At 58.9% G+C, this 20340-nt stretch carries 21 protein-coding genes; 11 read left to right on the top strand and 10 right to left on the bottom strand.

The window, feature by feature from the left end; all coding sequences use genetic code 11:
- Positions 1-109: 109 nt before the first annotated feature.
- The 4 genes from AC13QE_RS30875 to AC13QE_RS30860 form a co-directional block, all read right to left on the bottom strand.
- Entirely contained in the window at positions 110-715 is a 606-nt protein-coding gene (locus tag AC13QE_RS30875; protein WP_488486616.1) for a transglutaminase-like cysteine peptidase, read from the bottom strand.
- Positions 716-1104: 389 nt separating this feature from the next.
- On the bottom strand, positions 1105-2067 hold the full coding sequence (pip, locus tag AC13QE_RS30870) for a prolyl aminopeptidase (protein WP_488486615.1): 963 nt from the start codon (positions 2065-2067) through the stop codon (positions 1105-1107).
- 72 nt (positions 2068-2139) lie between these two features.
- Positions 2140-2769, bottom strand: coding sequence for a PilZ domain-containing protein (locus AC13QE_RS30865; protein ID WP_132716632.1), 630 nt, complete (start codon positions 2767-2769; stop codon positions 2140-2142).
- A 123-nt stretch (positions 2770-2892) separates the two neighbouring features.
- Entirely contained in the window at positions 2893-3516 is a 624-nt protein-coding gene (locus tag AC13QE_RS30860) for a PAS domain-containing protein (RefSeq protein WP_488486614.1), read from the bottom strand.
- A 418-nt stretch (positions 3517-3934) separates the two neighbouring features.
- Here AC13QE_RS30860 and AC13QE_RS30855 point away from each other — a divergent pair, with 418 nt between their 5' ends.
- Positions 3935-4705 (top strand): rhomboid family intramembrane serine protease, encoded by a 771-nt coding sequence (locus AC13QE_RS30855; RefSeq protein WP_132716630.1) that lies wholly within the window; start codon positions 3935-3937, stop codon positions 4703-4705.
- A gap of 165 nt (positions 4706-4870) precedes the next feature.
- Positions 4871-5305, top strand: a complete 435-nt coding sequence (locus AC13QE_RS30850; protein ID WP_015339966.1) for a CBS domain-containing protein — start codon at positions 4871-4873, stop codon at positions 5303-5305.
- Between the two features lie 214 nt (positions 5306-5519).
- On the opposite strand, the gene AC13QE_RS30845 is transcribed toward AC13QE_RS30850, so the two are convergent.
- The 3 genes from AC13QE_RS30845 to folE form a co-directional block, all read right to left on the bottom strand.
- On the bottom strand, positions 5520-6479 hold the full coding sequence (locus AC13QE_RS30845; protein WP_132716629.1) for a patatin-like phospholipase family protein: 960 nt from the start codon (positions 6477-6479) through the stop codon (positions 5520-5522).
- A gap of 108 nt (positions 6480-6587) precedes the next feature.
- Positions 6588-7037 (bottom strand): phosphoribosyl-AMP cyclohydrolase, encoded by a 450-nt coding sequence (gene hisI / locus AC13QE_RS30840; protein WP_112338982.1) that lies wholly within the window; start codon positions 7035-7037, stop codon positions 6588-6590.
- Positions 7038-7062: 25 nt separating this feature from the next.
- The gene (gene folE, locus AC13QE_RS30835) at positions 7063-7674 is read right to left on the bottom strand and encodes a GTP cyclohydrolase I FolE (protein ID WP_112398297.1); all 612 of its coding nucleotides are present in this window, start codon (positions 7672-7674) and stop codon (positions 7063-7065) included.
- A 293-nt stretch (positions 7675-7967) separates the two neighbouring features.
- Here folE and AC13QE_RS30830 point away from each other — a divergent pair, with 293 nt between their 5' ends.
- The 5 genes from AC13QE_RS30830 to AC13QE_RS30810 all read left to right on the top strand — a co-directional run bounded on the left by AC13QE_RS30830 (position 7968) and on the right by AC13QE_RS30810 (position 12625).
- Entirely contained in the window at positions 7968-8420 is a 453-nt protein-coding gene (locus tag AC13QE_RS30830) for an iron-sulfur cluster assembly scaffold protein (RefSeq protein WP_488486613.1), read from the top strand.
- 128 nt (positions 8421-8548) lie between these two features.
- Positions 8549-8992 (top strand): membrane protein insertion efficiency factor YidD, encoded by a 444-nt coding sequence (gene yidD / locus AC13QE_RS30825; RefSeq protein WP_488486612.1) that lies wholly within the window; start codon positions 8549-8551, stop codon positions 8990-8992.
- 5 nt (positions 8993-8997) lie between these two features.
- Positions 8998-9525: a DUF1697 domain-containing protein gene (locus tag AC13QE_RS30820; protein ID WP_488486629.1), complete on the top strand. Its 528-nt coding sequence runs from the start codon at positions 8998-9000 to the stop codon at positions 9523-9525.
- A 128-nt stretch (positions 9526-9653) separates the two neighbouring features.
- Positions 9654-11642: a threonine--tRNA ligase gene (gene thrS / locus AC13QE_RS30815; RefSeq protein WP_488486611.1), complete on the top strand. Its 1989-nt coding sequence runs from the start codon at positions 9654-9656 to the stop codon at positions 11640-11642.
- 143 nt (positions 11643-11785) lie between these two features.
- The gene (locus tag AC13QE_RS30810; RefSeq protein WP_132716624.1) at positions 11786-12625 is read left to right on the top strand and encodes a lysophospholipid acyltransferase family protein; all 840 of its coding nucleotides are present in this window, start codon (positions 11786-11788) and stop codon (positions 12623-12625) included.
- 74 nt (positions 12626-12699) lie between these two features.
- Here the strand turns inward: AC13QE_RS30810 and AC13QE_RS30805 are convergent, their stop codons facing one another.
- Positions 12700-13815, bottom strand: coding sequence for a hypothetical protein (locus AC13QE_RS30805; RefSeq protein ID WP_488486610.1), 1116 nt, complete (start codon positions 13813-13815; stop codon positions 12700-12702).
- A gap of 108 nt (positions 13816-13923) precedes the next feature.
- On the opposite strand from AC13QE_RS30805, the gene AC13QE_RS30800 reads away from it, so the two are divergent.
- From AC13QE_RS30800 to AC13QE_RS30785, 4 genes are all read left to right on the top strand, one after another.
- Positions 13924-14511 (top strand): nitroreductase family protein, encoded by a 588-nt coding sequence (locus AC13QE_RS30800; RefSeq protein WP_488486609.1) that lies wholly within the window; start codon positions 13924-13926, stop codon positions 14509-14511.
- Positions 14511-15116 carry a flavin reductase family protein gene (locus AC13QE_RS30795; protein ID WP_488486608.1) on the top strand — a complete coding sequence of 202 codons (606 nt, stop codon included), beginning with the start codon at positions 14511-14513 and terminating at the stop codon, positions 15114-15116. The genes AC13QE_RS30800 and AC13QE_RS30795 overlap by 1 nt, the downstream gene beginning before the upstream one ends.
- 112 nt (positions 15117-15228) lie before the next feature.
- Positions 15229-16383 (top strand): DUF2336 domain-containing protein, encoded by a 1155-nt coding sequence (locus AC13QE_RS30790; RefSeq protein ID WP_488486628.1) that lies wholly within the window; start codon positions 15229-15231, stop codon positions 16381-16383.
- A 137-nt stretch (positions 16384-16520) separates the two neighbouring features.
- The gene (locus AC13QE_RS30785) at positions 16521-16988 is read left to right on the top strand and encodes a GNAT family N-acetyltransferase (RefSeq protein ID WP_488486607.1); all 468 of its coding nucleotides are present in this window, start codon (positions 16521-16523) and stop codon (positions 16986-16988) included.
- A gap of 4 nt (positions 16989-16992) precedes the next feature.
- Here the strand turns inward: AC13QE_RS30785 and AC13QE_RS30780 are convergent, their stop codons facing one another.
- Both AC13QE_RS30780 and parE read right to left on the bottom strand, forming a co-directional pair.
- Positions 16993-18171, bottom strand: a complete 1179-nt coding sequence (locus AC13QE_RS30780; RefSeq protein WP_488486606.1) for an AI-2E family transporter — start codon at positions 18169-18171, stop codon at positions 16993-16995.
- 236 nt (positions 18172-18407) lie between these two features.
- A partial coding sequence (gene parE / locus AC13QE_RS30775; protein ID WP_488486605.1) for a DNA topoisomerase IV subunit B occupies positions 18408-20340 on the bottom strand: 1933 nt, incomplete at its 5' end.

The raw sequence follows: 20340 nt of genomic DNA, 5'->3' as shown, positions 1-20340 counted from the left end.
GGGACAGCGGGAACGGCTCGGAGGCACCGGCCTGGACAGAAATCAGGGGACGAGACCGGGCCTCTGACTTTACCGCCGACGCTCGGCCGCCGGCGATCTGGTATGGGGCTTACTTCAAGCTGCCGACCGCAACAGCGCGACCGTCCTGGATCTTGACCCAGCGAGCCGGATGATCTGCGGACTGGCGCTTCAGGAAGGTGTATTCGGTCTCCGACCAGAGCTTCACCTTGTTGCGCATGTTATCGAGAATGAAATCACCACGATCCGTGCGGACGGTCAGAACGGCATGGCCTTCGCCGTTCGGCTGCAGCACGACGGTCATGAGCAGATCGGAAGGCGAGACGCCGGCATCGATGAGCTGCTTGCGCTTCAGCAGCGCGAAATCCTCGCAGTCGCCGGCGGTGGTCGGGATCGCCCACTTCTCCTCAACACCGTAAAGTTCCATATCCGTCATCGGCTTGATGGTCGTATTGACCGTGTAGTTGACCTTCAGGATCGTCTTCCAGCTATCCTCATTGAGGATCATCGGCCCTGCATCGCCACCGGCATAAGCGCATTCACGCGGGTTTTCCCTGCAGAATTCGTAATGACCGATCGGGGGAGCAGCGTCGCCTGTTATCGTCATGTTGGCGGGTGCTGCCTGAGCAGCACCGAACAAGCCAAGAGTGGAAAGCGCCAGAGCGGCAAGGCCGCGAAGTGCGATTTGAAAGTTCATGTCCCTGTCCCTGTTTTATTGGGATCAGAATGACACGCGTGATTTTATCTGACGCAAAATTGCACAGTTAAATTAATGGCTTAGTTGAATCAAATCTGGCGAAAATTCTCATAAAATACGCAGAAAACTTGATTCAAGTTCGCGGCAAATTCGATTAAAATTTGAGGGATTTCGGTATGGATTGCAGCAATGCAAGAGTCTGACATCCGCTGTTTCCAAACAGCTTTCAGCTATGGGGATCGTTAACGGCCGCGTGCCAATTAAGGCAGTAGACGTCTGTATTGATACAGAGTTCGCGTGGCGACAGGTCGGATTTGGTGTTGGAAATGGCTGCAAGAGCCTGAACTTGTCCCATTTTGGGAAAACCGGCTCAAAAATATTTTTGATTTTTATTGCCGAGTGTGCCGGCGAAGCCCATCGGTCGCGCGGGTGATCGCAGCCGCCATCTCCACGACCGCCGGCGAGTGTGCCGCGTTCGCGACGACCACCAGTTCCGCCTCTGGCCATGCCTGTGACAATTCCCAGGCGGTAACGAGCGGTGCTTCGAGGTCCATACGACCATGGATCATCGTGCAGGGGATACCGGCGAGCCGATGGATGTCGCGCAGGATTTGCCGCTCCTCGAGCCAAGCCAGATGGTGGAAGTAATGGGTGATGATCCGGGCGCGCGCCGTCAGATAACGTGGGTCGGACCAGCGCGACGACAGGGTTGCGCGCGGATCGACCAGGATCGAGGCGGCTTCCCATTCGTGCCAATCCCTGGCGGCTTTCACATGGATTGCCGGATCGGGATCCCGTAAAAGGCGATAATAGGCGGCGACTAGGTCACCATCGCGATCAGTCTTAGGTACAGCGGCCCGAAAGCGTGCCCATTCCACAGGAAAGAAACGGCCGAGACCTTGATAGAGCCAATCGATTTCCGATCGCCTCGTCATGGTGACGCCGACGAGGAGCAAGCTTTCCACCCGCTGCGGATAGGTTTCGCCATAGGCAAGCGCAAGCGTGCAGCCCCAGGAATTGCCGAATACGATCCAGCGTTCGATTCCGAGGCGCAACCGCAATCGCTCGATATCGGCAATCGTGTGCCATGTCGTGTTGGCCGAGAGATCTATCCCCGGTTCCGACGCATGCGGAAAACTGCCGCCGCAGCCGCGCTGATCGAATTGGATGATCCGATAATATTGCGGGTCGAAATAGCGCCGTGTTCCAGCCGAACTGCCCGATCCCGGGCCTCCGTGCAGGATGAGGACGGGTCTACCCTCGGGATTGCCCGATTGCATCCAGTAGATGCGCTGGCCGTCGCCGACCTCAAGCAGGCCTTCGTCAAAAGGGATCAGGTCCGGGTAGGGCATCTCGCGGTCACGCATCGAGGAGAAGACAGAGATCGCTATTTCGCGACGCTGCGTGACGGGAAGATGACGGTATCAGAGAAATTCGCGCAAGGTTTCGCGAGACTGTAGCGAAAGGAATTCGATCGCAACGCCCTCTATGAAATGACGCACGACGCGGCCGCGCATATTGCCGAGACGCACCGGCGTTCCGATGGTGGGGCGTATTTCGACGTCGACCGCTGCGCCTGAGAGCGAGAGGTCCATGATGCGGCAGACATATTGCGTACCGTCGTCGAGCGTGAGTTCGCTGCGGGTATTGCGCGGCGTCAGACGATCGTGGCGGCGATCTTCCGGCAGACCGAGTTCGTGCTTGTTGGCAAGCCAGGTCAGTTGCGCCGCAAGCTTTTCACGCTTCCGCTCGGTTGCATTGATCGACATGGTGAAACCACGGCCGTCGACCGCAACGACATAGCCCTCGACTCGGCCCAGGTGGTCGATATAGGCCACGACCCGCTCATCGGCGCGCGGCCGTCCCAAACAGGTCACATGAAGGTCGCCCGGCGACATTTCCGTGACAACGCATTCGAATTCCTCATAATTTGCCAGCATCAGACGACCCTGCATATTGATCGGGACCCGCTGAAAGGTCCGCTGATCATTCCGAGCAGCATTGCCTGTCATTTGATTGGGCCGCGTCGCCTGGGCTGGCTGAAACGAGTGCATGGAGGCGTCTTGAATCCTATTGCGTCTCATCCAACTAATAGCCGCAACTCCTTAAAGTAAGGTTGTCTTTTCAGAGGCATAAATAAGAGACGATCGCCTATCTTGTTCCGCACTGGGTCAGTTCTAACCCTGTCGCGCCCCATTTTTTGCTTGAATCAACTTTCGGCGGACCCATTCGCCAAGGCTCGTGCTTCCCCGATGCGGCAGAAGATTTGCAGGGTCTGGATGGGGAGGCGCATCCACGAGCCGCACGCGGCGCTCGCGAAGCAGCCGGCTGCGATCCAGTGCCAGAAATTCAAGGCGTTCGTTGCCGAGCCAAGGCGCATAAACGGTTGGCGTCAGACAACCAAGCAGTCTGTCGCAAGTGTCGCTCGATGTGCGAACCGGCAGCAATATCATCTCGAAGGCCATGCTACGGCCGCTGATACAGTAGCCCGTCGCGTGGACCAATGCGGGAACCACGTGTTTCATCACGCCGGCGGCTATGCGTACCGGGTCATCCTGCTGACTGCCAGCCCAGAGCGCTGCGAAATTCTCGCCACGGAGTTCGCGCCCCATCAGGTTGCAGATCGCCGTACCGGCCAGGCGGAAGCGGGGATTATCGTCCACCGTATTTTCCAGGATAAACAGCTCGGGAAGAATGTGGCCGATTGCCGATGGCTGTATCAAGTTGCGCAGGGGAGCATCCGCGTTGCCGCGTAAACGCTCCCAATAGGTAAATATATCGGTGCTCGTCTTATGGCGCATAATGCGTCCGTGTCCCATTTCACTTCAACTACAAGGGCATTCATTGCCCTCGAAACTGACGTTGCGAATTCCATGCCAGAACCGGCCCGTTAGGGTTAACGAAGGGTTTCGGTTGCCTTGTCGAGCGGTCGATGTAAATCTTTGTTCATCACTTCACCAAGTGACCTTCAGCACGAATTTCCCGGGCGCCGGACGAACCATTGAGGTCAGATCCGGAGAGGAGCGCCCCGGTATGCCGCCCGACACTACGGGCGGCTTTTTTTTTGATTTTCGCTGCGTTATGTGTCGATGACTTCCGGAGCCTTTCCGCTTTTCTTCGAATCGCGAAAACGCTCCATCCCTTTGTTTTACGCAATTCCGGATGGAAAACCGCTTCGCACTTTTCCTGGAATTGCTCTATCGACAAGCAGAGCAAGACATGGATGACGAACAGCTGCCGCGCCCAGAGCCGGAAAATCCGCGGCCGCAGCAGCGGGTCCCGGCCTTCAACTTGCCTCCTGCTATTCTGGCGAGCCTTGCCGTCCTGATCGTCATTTTTGCGGTCATGAACCTTCCCTGGTGGTCGGACGATACGCTGAACTGGATTTATTTCGCCTTCAGCTTCATCCCGGCCCGCTATGCCTTTCCCTTGTCACAGCAGGGGCTGGAATGGCTTTGGACGCCTGTCACCTATTCGCTGCTGCATGGCGGGATCGAGCATATCGTGTTCAACAGCCTTTGGCTGATGGTCTTTGCGGCACCCGTGGCACGACGCATCGGCGCGCTGCGCTATGTGATTTTCTGGATTTTCTCGTCGGCGGCCTCCGCCTTCCTGCATGCGGCACTCTACTGGGGAGACCAGACGCTGTTGATCGGTGCGTCCGGTGTCGTCTCGGCGCTGATGGGGGCGGCTTGCCGCTTTGCCTTTCCGGCGATGGACGGTCGCAGAGTGTCCATGCGGCAGGCGCATCTCAACCCGCGCCTCGGCATTTTGCAGTCGCTTCGAAGCCGGACAGTCGTCGCCTACATCGTCATGTGGGTCGCCGGCAATGCGCTTGTTGCTTTCGGCATCAACCTTGCGGGCGACAGCTCTCAGCCGGTGGCCTGGGATGCTCATATCGGCGGCTTCCTGTTCGGATTCCTGCTTTTCGCCCCCTTTGACCGGCAGCCGCCCGAGGAAGTTCGGGAACCTTTACCACTCGATGAATGAGCTGTTGCTTTCTTACTGACACAGGCGCACCATTGGCATCCGTCGATCGTGGGATGAGGAGATCGACCGACCGACGGGCAAAGCGCCGGTTTGAGCTCCGGGGGTAATTTCGGAACATATCGGACGCTTCAGGTATTCATCATGCTTTCGAGATGGGAGGATCGAATGTCAGTTTCCGTAAAGGCCATACTTGAAGCCAAAGGCCGCGACGTCGTGACGACGGGCGGCAATACGACCGTTGCAGAGGCCGCGAAAATTCTGAACGAGAATCGGATCGGCGCTATCGTCGTTGTCGGACCGGGCGGCAAGATTTCCGGCATCTTCACCGAGCGGGATGTGGTCAATGCCGTTGCCAAGCAGGGGCAGGAATGCCTCGACAAGCCGATTGCATCGATGATGACGGCTAAGGTGCACCGCTGCAAGGAAGACACGACAACCGACGAATTGATGGAACTGATGACGATGCGCCGCTTCCGTCATGTTCCCGTCGAGGAGAAAGGCAAGCTTTCCGGCATCATCTCCATCGGCGACGTCGTCAAATGGCGTATCCGCGAGATCGAACTCGAGGCCGAACAGATCAAGGCCTATATCGCCGGGTGAGGCGAAATTCGAGACGCCTCAGGCAATCGACCCAGCGGGTCGATTGCAGCGATCAGCGTCTCACGCCGAAAGCGAGGGCAAGCCTCGTTTTTTACAGATTTCGGATGACCCGCCAGAGCGGTTCAGTTTTTCACGGAATCTCTGAGCCGCTCTATCTCTTTGTTTTCACGCAATTCCGGACGGAAAGCCGCTACGCACTTTTCCTGGAATTGCTCTAGCGCGCGTAGGTTTCCTGCATGCGGCGGATTTCCGGCAATCTCGTCAAAGTTTCCTCATAGCCGCGTTCGATCGCTTCGCCCGCGCGATGGAATTCCGACAGGCCGATATCGCTGAGGCGGGGATGCATCGCAAGATCCGGCGGGTCTCCGGCCAGACGGGCGCGAGCAATCCTATCCTGAATGATATTGAAAGCCTGCACCATGACGCCGGTCATGCCGAGTTTCATGGGCGGCGTCTCATCCCGCCGCAGCAAATCTCCGTTTGGCTGGCCCACATTGTGTTTGACGACAGCCGAGCGGCCGAAAAGGTCATAGTTCAGATTGACCGCCGCCACGAGCGGCTGCTCATAGGAACGGCATACCGAAACCGGAACGGGATTGACGAGCGCGCCGTCGACCAAGGTACGGCCATTGCTTCGTACCGGCTCGAAAATGCCGGGCAGGGCATAAGAAGCCCTCAGCGCCGTGATCAGCGAGCCGTTCGCAATCCAGACTTCATGCCCAGTATTCAATTCCGATGCGACAGCGACAAAGGGGCGGTCCAGATCCTCGATCGAAAAGCCTTCCAGGTGCTCCTGCATGCGCTTGGTCAACCGCATGCCGCCGAACAGGCCGCTGCCGCCGATGGTCAGGTCAAGAAGACTGGCGATGCGGCGCATTGTCAGCGAACGGGCAAAGGCTTCGAGTTCGTCGAGCTTACCTGCAAGATAGCAGCCGCCAACCAGGGCGCCGATCGATGTGCCGGCGATCATGCCGACTTCGATGCCTGCCTCGTCGAGCGCGCGCAGAACGCCGATATGCGCCCAGCCCCGCGCCGCACCGCCGCCGAGCGCCAGAGCGATTTTGACTTTCCTGGGGGGAGCCGGAGGGAGAAGCGGATTGGAGGTATCCTGCGAGAGGCCTGAATCGGTCAAATTCTGTCCGCCGTTAAGACGATTCAAGCCCCAGTTCAGCATTTAAACGCCTCCTCCAAGGCTCCGTGTGCCTCGGCTAAAATACTGTCCCTTTTTCGTTTCAAAATCGTATACTGGTTGTGGTTGGTTGAAACACCATCCCCGATAGATCTACTGCTTGTAAACTTCTTCCGGATTGAAATGCAGGTGATCGTCGGTCACGCTCAGTACCGGCTTGCCGTCTTCAAGCTCGACCGTTCGGTAGAAGCAGGAACGACGGCCAGTATGGCATGTTGCGTCATGTCCGGCCACCTCCACTTTCAGCCAGATTGCATCCTGATCGCAATCCGTGCGGATCTCCTTCACCGATTGCAAATTTCCGGAGGTTTCGCCCTTTTTCCAGATCTTTCCGCGCGAGCGGCTGAAATAATGCGCCGTGCCTGTCTTGATCGTCAGGGCGAGCGCTTCGGCATTCATGTGCGCAACCATCAGCAGCTCGCCATCCTGCGCATCGGTCACGATCGCGGTGATCAGGCCGCGATCGTCGAAGCGAGGGGTGAAATCGCCGGCATCTTCGAGTTCGGATTTATCTTCAGAGGGCGCATTGAAAATCAGATTCATCTCCGGCTCTTTCGTTGAAGCCCGGTCAGCGACCTCGGACCAAAGACATGAAGCGGGCCTGCTCAGCCGGATCGGCCTTGAAGGCACCCGTGAAGGTCATCGTCAGCGTCGAGGAACCCTGCTTCTGCACGCCGCGCATGGCCATGCACATATGCTCGGCGTCGATCATGACCGCGACACCGCGCGGACGCAGCGTATCGTCGATCGCATTGGCGATCTGCGCCGTCATGGCTTCCTGCGTCTGCAGGCGACGACCGAAGATCTCGACGACGCGAGCGATCTTGGAGAGGCCAAGCACGCGGCCGTTCGGCAGATAGGCGACATGCGCCTTGCCGATGATCGGCACCATATGGTGTTCGCAATGGGAGAAAAACGGAATATCGCGGACGAGGACGATGTCGTCGTAGCCCGAAACCTCTTCGAAGGTTCGGCCGAGCACGTCTTCGGGATTCATGTCATATCCGGCGAAAAGCTCGCGGTACGCCTTAGCGACACGCGCAGGCGTATCGAGCAGGCCTTCGCGCTGCGGATCATCGCCAGCCCAGCGAAGCAGAACGCGAACTGCGTCTTCGGCCTCCTTCTGAGACGGGCGTTCGGAATCAACGGCTTGCGGAAAGTTCTTTACAATGGCGTCCATTACCTGTGGTTCTCCTGATCCGCCAAGCGGATATCATCTTGTCGGACTCGCCACTGGCATTCCCCGAGGTACGGAGATTGTGTACCTTTGGCGGGCTCCGGGGCGTTCTGGCTGGCGGACAAGCCTGCCGTCCTGCACGGTTTCCCATCAAACTTACAGAAGACCATTGCATTTCGATGGTCTTCGAACGACATACATATAGTATGGCATTGTCCCTGTGAAAGTGTCCTGAACGGACACGCTGTGTTTTTTGTTTTGAAACGCAAAACAGGTGCATCGGAGCGAAATCTGTGATGGACGACATCTACAACAGCAAAATCCTGGAGTTTGCCGGCAATATCGGCCGCATCGGCAGCCTTCCCGACGCCGATGCCAGCGCCCAGGCCCATTCCAGACTGTGCGGTTCTCGCGTCAAAATCTGGCTGAAAATGGACGGCGATGTGGTGACCGATTTTGCCCATGACGTCAAGGCCTGTGCGCTTGGCCAGGCATCGTCGTCGATCATGGCCCGCCATGTTGTCGGTGCTTCGGCGGAAGAAGTCCGCAAGGCCAGGGAAGACATGCTTGCCATGCTCAAGGCTGACGGCGAGGGGCCGGAGGGCCGTTTTGAGGATATGCGTTATCTGAAGCCCGTCAGAGATTACAAGGCGCGTCATGCCTCGACGATGCTGACATTCGATGCCGTTGTCGATGCGATCGGGCAGGTCGAGGCGGCGCGGGCCGCGGTTGTTGAGGCCGTATCGTGAGTATCTTTGTGCCGAGAGCGCATACCCCCCTCTGTCACTTCGTGACATCTCCCCCACAAGGGGGGAGATTGTTGGGAGAAAGCCGCACTCTTCCGATATTGCCACTAGGTCTCGAGGGGTAGCCGCTCATGTGCTATCTCTGTTCCATACAGGATGACGAGGATGAAGGTGGAGCTGCGGCTGGCTCCAAGCCGATCTCCCCCCGTGTGGGGGAGATGTCACGAAGTGACAGAGGGGGGCATGGGGCACGGCAGGTTGGCCGCAACTATTCCGGTCCCTTCCGCAAGACGCCCGACCGGCTTTTCGGAATGGGCCTCATTCGCCTATATCAGCTGACGCTTTCCGGCTTCATTGGCAATTCCTGCCGCCATATCCCGACCTGCTCGGAATATGGCTATGAGGCAGTTGCCCGCCATGGGCTTTGGGCTGGCGGCTGGATGACACTGTTTCGCGTGGCGCGCTGCGGGCCGGGAGGAACGAGCGGGCTCGATCCGGTTCCCGGCGAGCTGGAGCGCCGCTATCATTGGTGGACGCCCTGGCGCTATTTCCGCCTTGGGCAAAAGGCTGCCTGACCCGCATGGCGGTCTATGTCGCATTGCTCTACAGCATTGGCCTCGACTCGGGCCGCAGAGTTGTTATGGCCGATCTCAAGGCCATGGCGGAGAGTTTAGGCTTTCGCAATGCCCGAACGCTTGTCGCAACCGGCAATCTCGTTTTCGAAGCCGAGCCGCAGCCGATTGCGTCGATCGAGGCACAACTCGAAGCGGGTTTTGCCGCGGCTTTCGGCAAGCATGTCGATATCATCGCGCGTGATGCCGACGCATGGCTGAAACTTGCCGACGGCAATCCTTTCCTCGACGGGATCGCTAGCGAGGTCATCGTGCGGGTGATGCGCCAGCCGCTCGAACCGGACGTTCTTGATATGCTCGCGAGATACAGGCGAGATGAGCGCATGGCGGTTGTCAACGGCGATCTCTGGATCGATTTCGGCCTCAAGGCTAGTAACACGAAAATGCTGCCGGCCCTGACGACAAAGCGGCTCGGCATCGGAACGATGCGAAACTGGAACACCGTGCGCGGTTTGGCCGAGATGATCCGGGCCTAGCGCCGCTTTTCCTTTACTAGAATACGAAATACCGTTATCAGGCGCGCGGACTTAAGTACGCATTTACTTAGTCCGTATCTTTCGAAACCACCCGCATTCGTTGGCGGGACTGGACAAGGAGAATATAAATGTCCCAATCCGTTTCCCTGACATTTCCCGATGGTTCCGTGCGCAGCTTCGCTGCCGGCACGACCGGTCGCGATGTCGCCGAATCCATTTCCAAGTCACTTGCCAAGAAAGCTGTCGCCATTGCCATCGACGGCACCGTGCGCGATCTTTCCGATCCCGTGACCGACGGCAAGATCGAGATCATCACCCGGTCGGACGACCGTGCGCTGGAACTGATCCGCCACGACACTGCGCACGTGCTTGCCGAAGCCGTACAGGAGCTTTGGCCGGGAACACAGGTGACGATCGGCCCGGTCATCGAAAACGGCTTCTATTACGATTTCGCCAAGAACGAGCCGTTTACTCCCGATGATCTGCCTGTGATCGAGAAGCGGATGCGCGAGATCATCCAGCGCAACAAGCCGTTCACCAAGGAAATCTGGTCGCGCGAGAAGGCGAGGGAAGTCTTTGCCGCCAAGGGCGAAAACTACAAGGTGGAGCTGGTCGATGCGATTCAGGAAGGTCAGGATCTGAAGATCTATTACCAGGGTGACTGGTTCGATCTCTGCCGAGGTCCGCACATGGCTTCGACGGGCCAGATCGGCAACGCCTTCAAGCTGATGAAGGTCGCCGGCGCCTATTGGCGTGGGGACAGCAACAATCCCATGCTGACCCGCATCTATGGCACGGCGTTTGCCGAACAGTCGGATCTCGACAACTATCTGCACATTCTTGCTGAGGCCGAAAAGCGCGATCATCGCCGCCTCGGTCGCGAAATGGACCTGTTCCATTTCCAGGAAGAAGGCCCCGGCGTCGTCTTCTGGCACGGCAAGGGCTGGCGCATGTTCCAGACGCTGGTGTCCTATATGCGCCGGCGGCTGCAGGGCGACTATCAGGAAGTCAACGCACCGCAGGTGCTCGACAAGTCGCTTTGGGAGACCTCGGGTCACTGGGGCTGGTACCGTGACAACATGTTCAAGGTCACCGTCGCCGGCGACGATACCGACGACGATCGCGTCTTCGCGCTGAAGCCGATGAACTGCCCGGGCCATATCCAGATCTTCAAGCATGGCTTGAAGTCTTACCGCGAACTACCGATCCGCCTTGCGGAATTCGGTGCAGTGCATCGCTATGAGCCTTCGGGTGCGTTGCATGGCCTGATGCGCGTGCGCGGCTTCACGCAGGATGATGCGCACATCTTCTGCACCGACGAGCAGATGGCGGCAGAGTGCCTGAAGATTAATGATCTCATTCTCTCGGTCTATGAGGACTTCGGCTTCAAGGAGATCGTCGTCAAGCTCTCGACCCGCCCGGAAAAGCGCGTCGGTTCGGACGAACTCTGGGACCGTGCCGAAAGCGTGATGATGGACGTGCTGAAAACGATCGAAGCGCAGTCTGAAGGACGCATCAAGACCGGCATTCTGCCGGGCGAGGGCGCTTTCTACGGTCCGAAGTTCGAATATACGCTCAAGGATGCCATCGGCCGTGAATGGCAGTGCGGTACGACCCAGGTCGATTTCAACCTGCCGGAGCGCTTCGGTGCCTTCTACATCGACCAGCACTCGGAAAAGACGCAGCCGGTGATGATCCACCGCGCCATCTGCGGCTCGATGGAACGCTTCCTCGGCATTCTGATCGAGAACTTTGCCGGCCACATGCCGCTCTGGGTCTCGCCGCTGCAGGTCGTCGTCGCGACCATCACCTCGGAAGCCGATGCCTATGGCGAAGAAGTTGCCGAAGCGCTGCGCGACGCCGGTCTCGATGTCGAGACCGACTTCCGTAACGAGAAGATCAACTACAAGATCCGCGAGCACTCGGTGACGAAGGTTCCGGTGATCATCGTTTGCGGCAAGAAGGAAGCCGAAGAGCGTTCGGTCAATATCCGCCGCCTCGGCAGCCAGTCGCAGACATCCATGTCGCTCGACGAGGCGATCGCCTCGCTTGCTCTCGAAGCGACGCCGCCGGACATTCTGCGCAAGCGCGAAGCACGGCGCGTCAAGGCCGCTTGACGCCATCATACCTGACGGCACCTTCAGGGTGCCGTCAGAGAACTGACATACAGCTTTCATATAGTTGATGAATCAACGCGTTGCTGTGGCTGCAACATGTGACGCAACTGAGACCATAGGAGCGGGGCAGCCCCGTCGCGCACTTGGAATTCAAAGAATTATCCTACGCCAACGAACGGGACACGCGGATCAAGCGCTGGTTCATCCGCTCCATCGAAGGTCTTTCCGGCCGGGACCGTTACGCCCGGCTCTACGATATCTGGCGCACCGATATCGTCGGCAAGAGCGAGCGGGTCTTCGGCAAGATGCTCGATCTCATCGATGTGCGCCTGCTCATCAAGGGCGAGTGGCCGCCGAACCAGATTCCAGAGGCGCCGATCGTCATCGTCGCCAATCACCCCTACGGCATCGGCGACGGGATCGCGGTGCTGGCGCTTGCCGAGCAACTGGGGCGCCCCTTCAAGGTCCTCATCAACAACGAATTGTTGAAAGTGCCTGAAATGAACGACTATTCGCTACCGGTTTCCTTCGAGGAAACTAAGGAAGCGATGGCAATCAACATGAAGACCCGGCATGAGGCTGTTCGCCTGCTCAAGGAAGGCACGACGATCATCGTCTTTCCAGCCGGCGGTGTGGCAACCGCCAGGAAGGGTTTCGGCCGGGCGGAGGATCTGCCCTGGAAAATATTCCCGGCAAAACTCATTCAGGCGGCCCGCGCCAGCGTCATTCCCATCTATTTCGAGGGACAGAACGGCCGGCTGTTCCATCTGGCAAGCCGGATTTCGATGACCCTGCGCATCTCGCTGCTGATCCGCGAATTCCGGCGTCTCTCCGGCAGCACCATCACTGCCCATATCGGCGCTCCTCGCAGCTGGGAGGCCCTTAGCGAGGGCAGTGACCGCAAGGATCTGCTGGCGAAGCTCTATGGCGCAGTCTTCTCCATGGCCCCGCCAAGAAAGCTGCTCCGGCGCCGGGCGGGATGAATCGCGAGACTTTTGTCGCCGAGTGAACTGTCTGGATGGTTCGCGCCAGCGACCAAATGGCGCCGTCGCAGCCGTCAATCCATGCTATCGCCGTCGTCGCCGCCAGCGGCCGGCGCCAATTGTTCATAGGTGGGCAGCGGCTGCTGGTTGGTTGTGGCCGGCGGTGTCTGGCTCTGGCGCATTGGCGGCATCTGGATCGGTAGCTGTCGGGCCGATTGTTCGGTATCGACCTCCTGCGGCTGTTGCTGTTTCATCAGCACTTCCACATCCGTATTCATACCGGCGGCGACGGTAAAGTCGCGCTGATAAATCTTGTCCTTGTTTCGGGCGACGGCCGTATAGCGGCCTTCCGCAAGCACCATGGTCGGAAACGCGCTGACGCTTTCGCCAACGATATCGCCTGCAGCTGTCAGGATCGACCAGGCGGTATCGGCGATTGCCTCACCGCCTGCATCCGAAACCAGCTTGAAGGTGATCTTTGCCGCCCTGTGCTGAATGGTCGCTTCCGTCACCTTGCCGGCTTCCACCTGGATATCGGCGCGGATGACGGCATTGACCTCGCCGTATTCGGAGACGACATGATAGGTGCCGGCACTGAGGCCGACGAGCGTGTTTGGTTTGACGTCGTCCATGACAAGGCCGCGTTCGCCGTCCTCCTTGGTTTCGCTCGAATAGATCGAGAAGCTCAGCTCGTTCGGAGGGATGCGGACATCGGGCCCGGATACCGCGTTCAGAACGATGCCACCGGCATCGAGAACCATCGTCTGCTTCTGGGTCTCGCCGCTTTCAGGCACGCTCAGCCGCTTGGTGACGCCGGCGCGGCCGAAAGAGACATTGACGAAATAGTCGCCGGGCAAAAGGTGAAAGGAGGCCGAGCCTCCGCGCGAACTGGCGACCAGCGGCAGCTTGCCATCAGCGCCCGCAATCGGGCTGAAGACGTACCAGGCAAGGCCCTGCTGCTGCGGGCCGCTCTGGGGCGTGAGCTTGGCTTCGAGGGAAACGTCGCGCAATGTGCGCGCAGGCGAATTCTCGCCGTTCGGTGCCACGAAAGCATTGAGCTTCGGCATCTTGACGCTGCCGTCGAGCTGCTTGAATTCCTTGAAGGCATCCTGCGCCGAGACGGCAGTGTTCATGCTCACAAGCATCGCGAAAGCCGCGCTCAATCGGCGAGCGGATGAAATGCCTGACATGAATACCCAACCGATTGACTTCCGATAAAACACACGCCACTTCAAAACCAATGCGGTGGCAAATTCAAGACCTACATCCCATAAAGCCCAAATGAAGGCAGTTCCTTAATGAAAACCGATATCAAGCTGGTCGACTATCTCGCGGTGCGCCGATCCATTCCCGCGTTTCAAATGTCGGAACCAGGCCCGGACAAGGCTGAAATCGAGGAGATTCTCCGGTTGGCCTCGCGTGTGCCGGATCATGGCAAGCTCGCGCCCTGGCGCTTCATCGTCTATCGCGGCGGGGAACGCGCCCGCATCAGTGAAGAGCTGCTGAAGCTCGCGCTGGAAGCCAAGCCGGACCTGTCGGAGGAAATGATTCAGGTTGAGCGCACCCGCTTCACTCGTGCACCCGTGGTCATCGCAGTCGTCAGCAAGGCGGCGCCGCATTTCAAGATCCCGGAATGGGAGCAGTTGATGTCGGCGGGCGCGCTTTGCTTGAACTTGCTAATGGCGGCCAATGCCCATGGCTGGGTCTCCAACTGGCTGACGGAATGGTTCGCCTTCGACGAACGCGCCTATCCGCTGCTCGGCGTCCAGCCTGGCGAGAAGGTCGCCGGCTTCATCCATATCGGCTCCACAAGCTTCCCGCCGGTCGAACGCCCGCGCCCGGAGCTGTCGGAAACGGTGACCTGGATCGGCGGCGAGGACGCATGATGTTCTATACGACAGACACCAATCGCCACGGTCTGGCGCATGATCCGTTCAAGGCGATCGTCGCGCCGCGGCCGATCGGCTGGATCGGCAGCAAGGGCAGGGAGGGTTCGCTGAACCTCTCGCCCTATTCCTTTTTCAATGCCGTCAGCGATCGGCCGAAGCTGGTAATGTTTTCTTCCGCCGGTCGAAAGGACAGCGTGCGCAATGTCGAGGAAACCGGCGTCTTTACCGCCAACCTCGTCAGTCGCCATATCGTGGAGAAGATGAACCACTCTTCGATTGCCGTTCCCTATGGGGTCAACGAATTCGAACTTGCCGGACTGACGGCGAAGCCGGGCGAGCTGGTCGATGCCCCCTATGTCGTCGAAGCCTTTGCCGTGCTCGAATGCCGGGTGACTGAAATCCTCCAGCCCAAGGGTCTGAATGGCGAGACATCCGAAAATATCATGGTCATCGGCCAGGTCATCGGTATCCATATCGACGAGACGATCATTCGCGAAGGCAGGCTGGATATGGCGTTGGCGCGTCCCATCGCACGCATGGGCTACATGGATTATAGCGAGGGCAGCGAGGTCTTCGAGATGATGCGGCCAAAGGCGCCCTGAAGGCGCCACTCATGCCTGCAGAAGAAAGGTTAACAAGCAAGGTAAACGTCCCGTAAACCTTTGCCCGATAAGGTGAAGCCTAGGAATTTGCGGGGCAAGAATCGCCTCGCCGATATCGGGGCGTTACGTGATCATAGAAGCATTCCTTCGCTGGGCTGAAACCGCCAAGGCAGAAAGCAGAACCCGGGCGGCCAATGCGCTCGGCAGGGCCTATCTGCAATCGGAGATGCCGGAGGAAGAGCGCGCGGCCGCCGAGATGGCGCTGACCTATCTGCTCGACGATCCGTCTCCTCGCGTGCGGTTAGCGCTCGCAGAAGCGGTCGCGCATTCGGCCGGCGCCCCGCGGAACGTCATTTTGTCTCTAGCCGAGGATCAGCCTGAAATCGCCGGGCAGATCATCCTGTTTTCGCCCGTGTTCACCGATGCGGATCTCGTCGATCTCGCATTGCGGGGTAGCGACGTGACGCGGGTACTGATCGCGTCACGCGGGGAGGTGCCGTGTGCCGTCTGTGCTGCGCTTGCCGAGATGGGCGGAGAGGTCGAAATTCTGTGTCTGCTCGAGAACGACGGTGCCTTGCTTTCGCAGGCCTCCCTCAAGCGCATCGCCGAGCGCATGGGCGACTGCGCTGACATACGCGGACTGCTTCTTTCCCGGGACATTTTGTCCGCAGATATCAGGCACCTGCTGATGCGGCACGTCAGCGAAGCGCTTTCGGAATCGCCTCTCGTCCAGAGTTTTGTCGGCAGCTCCAGGCTGCAACAGGTCACGCGTGAGGCGACGGAATCCGCAACCGTTGCCATTGCAGGAACGGCGCAGCACGAGCAATTGCCTGATTTCGTCGAGCATCTGAGGCGCAGCGGCTGGCTGACACCGGCATTCCTCATGCATGCGCTATGCTCCGGCAAGGTCGATTTCTTTGCCTGCGCGATCACCAATCTTTCCGGATGCGACGAACGGCGCGTGCGCTCGATCGTTTCCAGAGGACGCGTCCATGCCCTGCGGGCTCTCTACGAGAGCGCCGGCTTGCGCCGAGATATCAGCACGATCTTCGTCGAGGCGACGGTGATCTGGCGCGAATCCTCCCGCAGGAACGGTATGGCGATGCTGGAAGATGTTTCTTCACGGCTGATGCGAAAGTTCCGCCTTGCGGAGCCACGTCCGGTTGCTGCAACGCAGCTCCTCGACATGATCGAGAAGCTTGCGAATGCCGAAAAGCGGCAGACCGCCCGCAGCTTTGCCGCACTGGCGACACTCGCCGCCGCGTGATATCCAGCCGGCGTTCTAAGGCGCGTCGCGATCTTTCAGATTCGCTTCCCGCCTTTAGGTTTTTGATTTTACGCATGTCGTTATCGTAAAACCGCCGCACACTTTTCCGCGACATGCTCTAGGTTCCGAGGTTCATCTTGTCACTGACGATCGCTATCGAATCCCCGCGTCAGGAAGGCGTCATTCGCCTTCTCGACATGTCCAGCGCCTATGCGGAGTCGCTCTATCCGGCGGAAAGCAACCATATGCTCGATCTGTCTTCGCTGGAGAAGGCTGAGGTGACCTTCTGGGTCGCCAGGGCAGAGGGAATGATCGTTGGATGTTGCGCGCTGGTGGAAGCCGGCGACGGCACGGCGGAGATCAAGCGCATGTTCGTCGATCCGGCCGCCAGGGGTCGAAGCGTCGCACGCAGGCTCATGGAAACGCTCGAAGCGGCAGCGCTCAAAAAAGGTCTTTCCGCGGTGCGGCTTGAAACCGGCATATATCAACCGGAAGCGATCGGACTCTACCGGAAATTCGGTTATCTCGAAATTCCGCCTTTCGGCAGCTATCGGCCGGATCCATTGAGCCTTTTCATGGAAAAACGACTGGAACAGACCAGCTGAGCAATCAACCTTCGGCAGCATCCCGGACACGCAATTGCAGTTCGGGCTCCTGCGCGTACTGCTCCTCGGTCAATTCGGCTTCGCGAATCCATTCGCGCCAAATGGCAACGATGATGGCCATCAGTACCGGGCCGATGAAGAGCCCGAGGAAGCCCATGGTCTTCACGCCGCCCACCAGGCCGAAAAAGGTTGGCAGGAAGGGCAGCTTGATCGGCCCGCCAACGAGTTTGGGGCGAAGCGTCTTGTCGACAATAAAAAGCTCGATCGTACCCCAGAGGAAAAGGCCAATACCGGCCCAAAGCGAGCCGCTGGCGACGAGATAGATCGAAACGAGCGACATCGAGAGCGGGGCGCCACCCGGGACAAGAGCCATGACGCCCGTGAGAACGCCGAGCGTGATGGCCGATGGAGCGCCGGCAATCCAATAGGCCACACCGAGGACGATGCCTTCACCGATAGCGATCAGCGTCATGCCCATGACGGTAGAGCTGATCGTCGCCGGCACGACGCGGGAAATGCGTTCCCAGCGATTTGGGAGAATCTTCTCGCCGAGCAGATCGACCTGGCGAACGAAGGTCGAGCCATCGCGATAGATGAAAAACAGGGCGATCAGCATGAAGAGCAGGGTCAAGACGACGTGGAAGGCGCCACCGCCTGCTGCGAGTACTGCCCTGTAGATATTGCCGATATGGGCGCCGCTTACGAGCTGCGCCAGCTCACCGAGTGAGCCAGGGCTGCCGACATATTGCGTCCACTGCTCGCCGAGCCAGGAGCCGACGACCGGCAAAGCCAGAATCCACTGCGGCGGCGGCGCCCCCTCACGATTCACATGGATTGCCCAGCCGAACCATTCGCGTACTTCTCCGGCCATGTAGAGGGCGGAAAGAACGATCGGCAGAACCAGAAAGGTCACGATGAATGCGATGGCGATGGTGGCGGCAACTGTCGTATTCCCGCCCGTTCGCCGGACGATATCGCTGTAAAGCGGCCAGGTGGCAAAGCCGATCACCGTGGCGGCCAGAACCGGAACGAGAAAGCCGTAGAAGAAATAAATGCCGGCAATGGCAATCAGAATCAGCAGCCAGCGTGCCGCGGAAATGGATGGGATCAAAGGCATGCGCGCATGCGCGCTCGGCCCCAGCCACCGGTGTTCCTTTGGCTTATGACGTTCAAATACACCCACCGGTCTTACTTCGCCCCAATTTACTAGATCACCCGGTTATGGGGTATGATCTAGGCCGTTTCAAGAGCAACGGCTTCAAGCTTCTTATTCAGCCGTTATGACAATAGCACGACTGCCCTGCGCGCCATAATCAGGGCCACAAAGCATCTTGAACGCAAAAAACTGAGTTTCTGCGTCGAATTGAAACTGTTTTTGGTAAGCAGGATCAGCAAATCCGTTCGGCGGTGGGTTCGCCGTCAAATATCCAGATCCTCTGCAAAGGCAGCACGCTCCTGAATGAAGCGGAAACGTGCGTCGGCCTTGGTGCCCATAAGATTGTCGACCGCGTCGCGGGTGCCTTCGAAATCCACTTCGTCGATCTCGACACGCAGCAATGTACGCTTGGCCGGGTCCATCGTCGTTTCCTTGAGCTGGGCCGGCAGCATTTCGCCCAGACCTTTGAAGCGGCTGATCTCGACCTTGCCTTTGCTCTTGAATTCCGTCTGCATGAGTTCCAGGCGGTGGGCGTCGTCGCGGGCATAGATGGATTTCGAGCCCTGCGTGATCTTGTAGAGCGGCGGTACGGCCAGGAAAAGATGGCCCTGGCGGATCAGCTCAGGCATCTCCTGATAGAAGAAGGTGATGAGCAGGGAGGCGATGTGAGCGCCATCGACGTCGGCATCGGTCATGACGACGATGCGCTGATAGCGAAGATCTTCCTCGCGGTATTTCGAGCGCGTGCCGCATCCGAGCGCCTGCACCAGATCGGCAATCTGCTGGTTGGCGGAAAGCTTCTCGCGGCCCGCGCTGGCGACGTTGAGGATCTTGCCGCGCAGCGGCAGGATCGCCTGATTCAAGCGATTGCGCGCCTGCTTGGCAGAGCCACCGGCCGAGTCACCTTCGACCAGGAAAAGTTCCGCGCCAGCGGCGGAGTTCTGCGAGCAGTCGGCCAGCTTGCCGGGCAGGCGCAGCTTGCGCACAGCCGTCTTACGATTGACTTCTTTCTCCTTGCGGCGGCGCATGCGCTCTTCGGAGCGCTCGATCACCCATTCCAGCAGCTTCTCGGCTTCGGCCGGATTATCGGTGAGATAGTGGTCGAAAGGGTCACGCAGGGCGTTTTCGACGATGCGCTGGGCTTCGACCGTCGCGAGCCTATCCTTGGTCTGGCCGACAAATTCCGGTTCGCGGATGAAGATCGACAGCATGCCCACGCCGGAAATCATCACGTCATCCGTGGTGATATTGGCCGCACGCTTGTTCTGGGTGAGATCGGCGTAGTTTTTCAGGCCCTTGGTCAATGCGATGCGGAGGCCTGCCTCGTGCGTGCCGCCTTCCGGGGTCGGAATCGTATTGCAATAGGAATGGATCTGCGGGTCGCCGCCATACCAAGTGATGGCCCATTCGAGCGAGCCGTGGCCGCTTTCCTTCTCAGATTTGCCTGCAAAGATTTCGCGGGTGACGGTGAATTCGTTGCCCATCGTCGCCTTGAGATAATCCTTCAGGCCGCCCGGGAAGTGAAAGACCGCCTTTTCCGGAACATCGGCGCCTTCCGGCGCCAGCTCGGGATCACAGCCCCAACGGATCTCGACGCCGCCGAACAGATAGGCCTTGGAACGGGCCATGCGGAAAACGCGGGCCGGCTCGAAGCGGGCGTGATCGCCGAAGATCTGTGGATCGGGATGGAAGCGGACGCGGGTGCCGCGCCGGTTATGCACATCACCCAGCTCTTCCAGACCGCCGACCGGCAGGCCCCGCGAGAAGCGCTGGCGATAGAGCTTGCGATTACGGGCAACTTCAACTTCCAGGTCGTCCGACAGCGCATTGACGACGGACACGCCGACACCGTGCAGACCGCCCGAGGTCTCATAGGCCTTGCCGTCGAACTTACCGCCAGCATGCAGCTTGGTCATAATGACTTCGAGCGTCGATTTGCCGGGCACCTGCGGATGGTTTTCCACCGGAATGCCACGGCCGTTATCCGTGACGGTGAGATAACCTTCACGATCGAGATAGACTTCGATGAAATTGGCGTGACCGGCCACAGCCTCGTCCATCGAGTTGTCGATCACTTCGGCGAAAAGGTGATGCAGCGCCTTCTCGTCCGTGCCGCCGATATACATGCCGGGACGCATGCGGACCGGCTCGAGCCCTTCGAGAACACGAATCGAGCTCGCGCCATATTCCTCCGAC

This window comes from Martinezella sp. CNPSo 3957, from assembly GCF_057784395.1.
Note: the sequence above shows the minus strand (reverse complement) of the source record. Positions and strands in the feature narration are given on the sequence as shown.

Excerpts from the sequence above, each read along its gene's own strand:
- AC13QE_RS30845 (WP_132716629.1), bottom strand. The coding sequence starts at position 6,479 with ATGCTGAACTGGGGCTTGAATCGTCTTAACGGCGGACAGAATTTGACC.
- folE (WP_112398297.1), bottom strand. The coding sequence starts at position 7,674 with ATGGACGCCATTGTAAAGAACTTTCCGCAAGCCGTTGATTCCGAACGC.
- AC13QE_RS30830 (WP_488486613.1), top strand. The coding sequence starts at position 7,968 with ATGGACGACATCTACAACAGCAAAATCCTGGAGTTTGCCGGCAATATC.
- AC13QE_RS30795 (WP_488486608.1), top strand. The coding sequence starts at position 14,511 with ATGTTCTATACGACAGACACCAATCGCCACGGTCTGGCGCATGATCCG.
- AC13QE_RS30850 (WP_015339966.1), top strand. The coding sequence starts at position 4,871 with ATGTCAGTTTCCGTAAAGGCCATACTTGAAGCCAAAGGCCGCGACGTC.
- AC13QE_RS30875 (WP_488486616.1), bottom strand. The coding sequence starts at position 715 with ATGAACTTTCAAATCGCACTTCGCGGCCTTGCCGCTCTGGCGCTTTCC.
- AC13QE_RS30865 (WP_132716632.1), bottom strand. The coding sequence starts at position 2,769 with ATGCACTCGTTTCAGCCAGCCCAGGCGACGCGGCCCAATCAAATGACA.
- AC13QE_RS30805 (WP_488486610.1), bottom strand. The coding sequence starts at position 13,815 with ATGTCAGGCATTTCATCCGCTCGCCGATTGAGCGCGGCTTTCGCGATG.
- thrS (WP_488486611.1), top strand. The coding sequence starts at position 9,654 with ATGTCCCAATCCGTTTCCCTGACATTTCCCGATGGTTCCGTGCGCAGC.
- AC13QE_RS30855 (WP_132716630.1), top strand. The coding sequence starts at position 3,935 with ATGGATGACGAACAGCTGCCGCGCCCAGAGCCGGAAAATCCGCGGCCG.
- yidD (WP_488486612.1), top strand. The coding sequence starts at position 8,549 with ATGTGCTATCTCTGTTCCATACAGGATGACGAGGATGAAGGTGGAGCT.
- AC13QE_RS30820 (WP_488486629.1), top strand. The coding sequence starts at position 8,998 with ATGGCGGTCTATGTCGCATTGCTCTACAGCATTGGCCTCGACTCGGGC.
- hisI (WP_112338982.1), bottom strand. The coding sequence starts at position 7,037 with ATGAATCTGATTTTCAATGCGCCCTCTGAAGATAAATCCGAACTCGAA.
- AC13QE_RS30800 (WP_488486609.1), top strand. The coding sequence starts at position 13,924 with ATGAAAACCGATATCAAGCTGGTCGACTATCTCGCGGTGCGCCGATCC.
- pip (WP_488486615.1), bottom strand. The coding sequence starts at position 2,067 with ATGCCCTACCCGGACCTGATCCCTTTTGACGAAGGCCTGCTTGAGGTC.
- AC13QE_RS30860 (WP_488486614.1), bottom strand. The coding sequence starts at position 3,516 with ATGCGCCATAAGACGAGCACCGATATATTTACCTATTGGGAGCGTTTA.